This is a genomic window from Amycolatopsis thermalba (assembly GCF_003385215.1).
Taxonomy (GTDB): domain Bacteria; phylum Actinomycetota; class Actinomycetes; order Mycobacteriales; family Pseudonocardiaceae; genus Amycolatopsis_E; species Amycolatopsis_E thermalba.
The window spans coordinates 1-5,406 of sequence record NZ_PQHW01000185.1 but is presented as its reverse complement, the minus strand read 5'-3'; the positions used below and the strand labels follow the sequence as shown (position 1 = coordinate 5,406).

Below are 5,406 nucleotides of genomic sequence, written 5' to 3'. Positions count from 1 at the left end.
CGCCGGCCCACCCCCGCCGCCTTCGCCGGTATCGCCTGGCTCGGCCTCACCGCCGAGTTCGCGCTCCACCGCATCCTGCCCGGGCCGAAAACTCCGGAGGAACTGGCGAAGATGGCGGTCACGAGCGTGCTGATCCCGCCCGCCGCGCTGGGCCACCGGCTCGCCGGGGAGGTGCGCGTCCGCCGCCCGCGCCCGGCGGCCAGGGCGATCCTGTTCGACCGCGACGACACCCTCATCCACGACGAGCCCTACAACAACGACCCGGAGCTGGTCCGCCCCGTGCCCGGAGCCGAGGACGTGCTGCGCCGCCTGCGCGCCGCCGGTGTCCCGGTCGGGGTGGTCAGCAACCAGTCCGGCGTGGCCCGCGGGCTGATCACGCCGGCGGAGCTGGCCGCGGTCAACGCGCGGGTCGAGGAGCTGCTCGGGCCGTTCGGCACCTGGCAGGTGTGCGTGCACGCCGACGGCGACGGCTGCTGCTGCCGCAAGCCGAAGCCGGGCCTGGTGACCCGTGCCGCGCTGGCGCTCGGGGTGCGTCCCGAGGACTGCGTGCTGATCGGGGACATCGGCGCCGACATCGAGGCCGCGCGCGCCGCGGGCGCGCGCGGTGTCCTCGTGCCGACTCCCCGCACGCGGGCCGCGGAGATCGAAGCCGCGCGGCGGGACGCGCTGGTGGCGGGTGACCTGGCCGAGGCGGTCGGGCTGGCGATGGGGGACCGGGCGTGGTGAGGTCACGGGTTCTGGTGGCGCGGCTGGACAACGCGGGTGACGTCCTGCTGTCCGGGCCGCTGGTGCGCGCCGTCGCCGCGCGGGCGGAGTCGGTCACGTTCCTGGCCGGGCCGCACGGGCGGGCGGCCGCCGAGCTCGGGCCCGGCGTCGACGAGGTCGTCGAGTGGTGCGCGCCGTGGATCGACCCGCAGCCGCCCGCGGTGACCCCCGCCCACCTGGCCGAGCTGCGCGCGCACATCCGCGCGGCGCAACCGGACGCGGCCCTGATCGTGACGTCGTTCCACCAGTCGCCGCTGCCGCTCGCCCTGATCCTGCGGGAGTGCGGGGTGCCGTGGATCGGCGCGATCTGCGAGGACTACCCGGGCTCGCTGCTGGACCTGCGGCACCGCGTCGAGGGCGACCCGCCCGAGGCCGAGCGCGCCCTGTCGCTGGCGCGGGCCGCCGGGTTCGAGCTGCCGCCCGGCGACGACGGGCGCCTGGCCGTGCGCGAGCCGCTGCCGGACGTGTCCGGCCTGGTCGGCGAACCCGGCTACGTCGTGGTGCACCCGGCCGCGTCGGTGCCCGCCCGCCAGTACCCCGCCGAGCACAACGCGGAGGTCGTCCGGCTGCTCGCCGAATCCGGATACCGGGTCGTCGTCACCGGCGGCCCGGCCGAACGCGACCTGACCGCCCGGGTCGCCGGTGACCACGGCCTGGACCTGGCAGGCAAGACCGATCTGCACGGCCTCGCCGCCGTGCTCGCCGGGGCGCGCGTGACCGTCGCCCCCAACACCGGGCCGGCGCACCTCGCCGCGGCCGTCGGCACCCCCGTCGTGTCGCTGTTCGCGCCCGTGGTGCCGGCCGCGCGGTGGGCGCCCTACGGGGTGCCGCTCGTCCTGCTCGGCGATCAGGACGCGCCCTGCCGTGACACCCGGGCCCGGAGCTGTCCGGTGCCCGGGCACCCGTGCCTGGACCGGGTTCCGCCCGAGGAGGTCCTGCGGGCCGTGGAGAAACTAGGAGGTGCAGCGTGATCGAAGAGCGGTTCGCGGCGTTGGCCGCGACCATGCGGGATCTGACCGCGCTGGCACCGAGGATCGAGGCGTGGGGTCGTCACCTCGCCGAGGTGCTCGGGGCCGGTGGACGGCTGCTCGCCTGCGGCAACGGCGGCAGCGCCGCCGAGGCCCAGCACCTGACCGGCGAGCTGGTCGGCCGGTTCGTCAGCGACCGGCAGCCGCTGTCCGCGATCGCCCTGCACGCCGACACCTCGGCGGCCACCGCGATCGTCAACGACTACGGCGACCACGAGGTGTTCGCCCGCCAGGTCCGCGCGCACGGCCGCCCCGGTGACGTGCTGGTGGCGCTGTCCACCAGCGGCCGCAGCCAGAACGTGTGCGCGGCGGCGAAGACCGCGCACGAGCTGGGCCTGACCACGTGGGCGCTGACCGGGCCGGGCCCGAACGCGCTGGCGTCGGTCAGCGACGACGCGGTGATGATCGACGCCCCGAGCACCGGCACGGTGCAGGAGGCGCACCTCGCGGTGATCCACGGCCTGTGCGCGGCGCTGGACGAGGCGCTGGGAGTGCCCTCGTGAGCGGCCCCCTGGTGGTGGTCGGCGACACGCTGCTCGACATCGACGTCGACGGCAACGCGGACCGGCTGTGCCCCGAGGCGCCCGTCCCGGTGGTCGACGTCGGACGTGAATGGCACCGGCCCGGCGGCGCGGGCCTGGCCGCGCGCCTGGCCGCCCGGTCCGCGGCCGACGTCGTGCTGGTCACCGCGCTCGGCGGGGACGAGGGCGGGGCGCGGCTGGCCCGGCTGCTGGCCGGCGAGGTCGAGCTGTGCGCGCTGCCGCTGGAGGGTGAGACCGTCCGCAAGACCCGCATCCGCGCGGCCGGGCAGTCGGTCGTGCGGCTGGACCACGGCGACGGCCGGGCCGCGCACGAGGCGCTGGACGCGCGCACGGTGTCCGTGCTGCGCGGCGCGTCCGCGATCCTCGTCGCCGACTACGGGCGCGGCGTCGCGAGCCACCCGCAGATCCGGCAGCTGCTGGCCGAGACGGACGCGCCGGTGGTGTGGGACCCGCACCCGCGCGGCGGCCCGCCGGTGCCCGGCGCCGCCCTGGTCACGCCCAACGACAGCGAGGCCGCCAAGTTCACCGGCGAGCCCGGCACCCCGGAGGAGCTGGCCGCGCGGCTGCGCGTGGAGTGGGCGGCCGAGGCGGTCGCGGTGACCGTCGGCTCGCGGGGCGCCGTCCTCGCCGACGGCACCGGCACGCGCGCGGTCCCGGTGCCCCACGCGGCACGCGTCCCTGCCAGCGTCCGGCCGGACACCTGCGGCGCGGGCGACCGGTTCGCCAGCGCCGTCGCCGCGGCCCTGCACGACGGTGCCGCGCTGCCCGACGCGGTCGCCGCGGCGGTCGAGTCGGCGGCCCGGCTCGTCGCCGCCGGCGCGGCCACCGCCCTGTCCGAGCCCGCCGAGCCGATCCGCCCGCCCGAGGGCCTGTCCGGCTTCGAGCTGGCCGAGCGGGTGCGGCGCCGCGGCGGGCGGGTCGTCGCGACCGGCGGCTGCTTCGACATCCTGCACCCCGGGCACGTGACCCTGCTGCGGCGCGCCCGCGAGCTGGGCGACGTGCTCATCGTGTGCGTGAACTCCGACGAGTCGGTGCGCCGGCTGAAGGGACCGGGCCGCCCGGTCGTGACCGCCGCCGACCGGGTGCGCGTGCTCAGCGCGCTGGAGTCCGTCGACGCCGTGGTGGTGTTCGAGGAGTCCTCCCCGGTCGAGGTGCTGCGCACGCTGCGGCCGGACGTGTGGGTCAAGGGCGGCGACTACGCGGGCGCCGACCTGCCCGAGGCGGAGGTGATCCGCGAGGGCGGCGGCAAGGTCGTGCTCGTGCCGACCGTCGAGGGCTACTCCACCACGCGGCTCATCGAGACCGTGTCCAACGGATAGAAAGGCAGAGATGGCTGCATCGCCAGGCAAGGTACTGATCACCGGGGGCGCGTCCGGGCTGGGCGCGCTGGCCGCCAAGGCGGTCGCCGACGCCGGCGGGACCCCGCTGGTGCTCGACCGCAAACCCCCGGCCGCCGGCGTGCCCTACGTGCCCGTCGACCTCACCGACACCGCCGAGACCGAACGCGCGGTCGCCGAGCTGGCCGAGCAGGCCGGCGGGCTGGACGCGGTGTTCACCGCCGCGGGCATCGACTTCCCCGGCAAGCTGACCGACGTGTCCACATCGGACTGGGAGCGCGTGGTTCAGGTCAACCTCTTCGGCACCGCCGCCGTGGTCCGGGCCGCGCTGCCGTACCTGGAGCGCTCGCACGGCAAGGTCGTCACCGTCGCGTCCACGCTGGGCATCAAGGCGGTCAGCGACGCCACCGCCTACTGCGCCTCGAAGTGGGGTGTCGTCGGGTTCACCCGGGCACTGGCCGCGGAGACCGCGGGCCGGATCGGCGTCACCATGCTGGTGCCGGGCGGCATGCACACCGCCTTCTTCGACGCGCGCGACGAGCAGTACAAGCCGCCCGCCGACGCGAAGCTGAACAACCCGGAGAACGTCGCGCGGACGGTGCTGTTCGCTCTGTCCCAGCCGGCCGGGTGCGAGGTGCGGGAACTGGTCGTGGCGCACTCGGAGGAGGGCTCCTGGCCGTGACCGGCGACGTCCTGGTGCTGCGGGCGCTCGGGGTCGGTGACCTCCTGGTCACCGTCCCGGCGCTGCGTGGCCTGCGGGCCGCGTTCCCGGACGCGCGGATCACCCTGGCCGCGCCCGCGGCACTGGACGAGCTGGCCGCGCTCACCGGCGCGGTCGACCGCGTGCTGCCCACTCCCGGCCTGGGCGCGCTGCGGTGGACCGGCGCGCCGCCCGCCGTGGCGGTCAACCTGCACGGCAGCGGCCCGGAGAGCGTGACGGACCTGCTGGGCACGCGGCCGGGGCGGCTGCTGTCGCACCGGCACCCGGACTTCCCGGACCTGGACGGCCCGGAGTGGCGCGAGGACCAGCACGAGGTGCTGCGCTGGTGCCGGATGCTCGCCTGCCACGGCATCGCGGCCGACCGGCACGACCTCGCGCTGGCCCGGCCGGACGTGCCCAGCCCGGCGGGAGACGCGATCGTCGTGCACCCCGGGGCGGCGTTCGAGTCCCGGCGCTGGCCGCCCGGACGCTTCGCCGAGGTGGCCCGCGAGTTCGCCCGCGCCGGGTCCCGGGTCGTGGTGACCGGTAGCGCCGCGGAACGGGACCTCGCGGGACGGGTCGCGGCCGCGGCCGGGCTGGGCGAGGACGCCGTGCTGGCCGGCCGCACGAGCCTGACCGAGCTGGCCGCGCTCGTGTCCGGGGCACGGCTGGTGATCAGCGGCGACACCGGCGTCGCCCACCTCGCCACCGCCTACCGCACCCCGTCGGTGCTGCTGTTCGGCCCGACCCCGCCGTGGCGGTGGGGGCCGCCGCCGGGCACCGGAGACCGGCACGTCGTGCTGTGGGCGGGGGAGGCCGGCGATCCGTTCGCGGACGCCCCGGCTCCCGGGCTGCTGCGGATCACCGTCGACGAGGTCGTCGCCGCGGGCCGGTCGGCGCTGCGGCCGGTGGTGGGGGCCTGACGTCGGGCCGGTGGGGGTCGCCGGGGCCGGCTACGTCGGCCTGACCACCGCCGCCTGCCTCGCCGCGCTGGGCCACGACGTGGTGTGCACCGAGGTCGACGAGTCCAAGGT

The 5,406-nt window shown here is 77.0% G+C and carries 7 protein-coding genes; all 7 read left to right on the top strand.

The window, feature by feature from the left end:
• Positions 1–726, top strand: a 726-nt coding sequence (locus D0D15_RS35210; RefSeq protein ID WP_162830733.1) for a D-glycero-alpha-D-manno-heptose-1,7-bisphosphate 7-phosphatase, incomplete at its 5' end; no start/stop codon positions are given.
• Positions 723–1,736 carry a glycosyltransferase family 9 protein gene (locus D0D15_RS35205; protein WP_167481611.1) on the top strand — a complete coding sequence of 338 codons (1,014 nt, stop codon included), beginning with the start codon at positions 723–725 and terminating at the stop codon, positions 1,734–1,736. The genes D0D15_RS35210 and D0D15_RS35205, both read left to right, overlap by 4 nt.
• Positions 1,733–2,296, top strand: coding sequence for a D-sedoheptulose-7-phosphate isomerase (locus D0D15_RS35200; RefSeq protein WP_162830732.1), 564 nt, complete (start codon positions 1,733–1,735; stop codon positions 2,294–2,296). The genes D0D15_RS35205 and D0D15_RS35200 overlap by 4 nt, the downstream gene beginning before the upstream one ends.
• On the top strand, positions 2,293–3,654 hold the full coding sequence (rfaE2, locus tag D0D15_RS35195; protein ID WP_115945082.1) for a D-glycero-beta-D-manno-heptose 1-phosphate adenylyltransferase: 1,362 nt from the start codon (positions 2,293–2,295) through the stop codon (positions 3,652–3,654). Before D0D15_RS35200 ends, rfaE2 begins: the two co-directional genes overlap by 4 nt.
• A gap of 10 nt (positions 3,655–3,664) precedes the next feature.
• The gene (locus tag D0D15_RS35190; RefSeq protein ID WP_115945081.1) at positions 3,665–4,354 is read left to right on the top strand and encodes an SDR family oxidoreductase; all 690 of its coding nucleotides are present in this window, start codon (positions 3,665–3,667) and stop codon (positions 4,352–4,354) included.
• A complete protein-coding gene (locus D0D15_RS35185; protein ID WP_094005976.1) occupies positions 4,351–5,295 on the top strand; it encodes a glycosyltransferase family 9 protein in 945 nt (314 codons plus the stop codon). The genes D0D15_RS35190 and D0D15_RS35185 overlap by 4 nt, the downstream gene beginning before the upstream one ends.
• Before the next feature lie 10 nt (positions 5,296–5,305).
• A partial coding sequence (locus tag D0D15_RS37670) for a hypothetical protein (protein ID WP_162830731.1) occupies positions 5,306–5,406 on the top strand: 101 nt, incomplete at its 3' end.

Coding starts and splice junctions, on each gene's coding strand:
- D0D15_RS35190 (WP_115945081.1), top strand. CDS start 3,665: ATGGCTGCATCGCCAGGCAAGGTACTGATCACCGGGGGCGCGTCCGGG.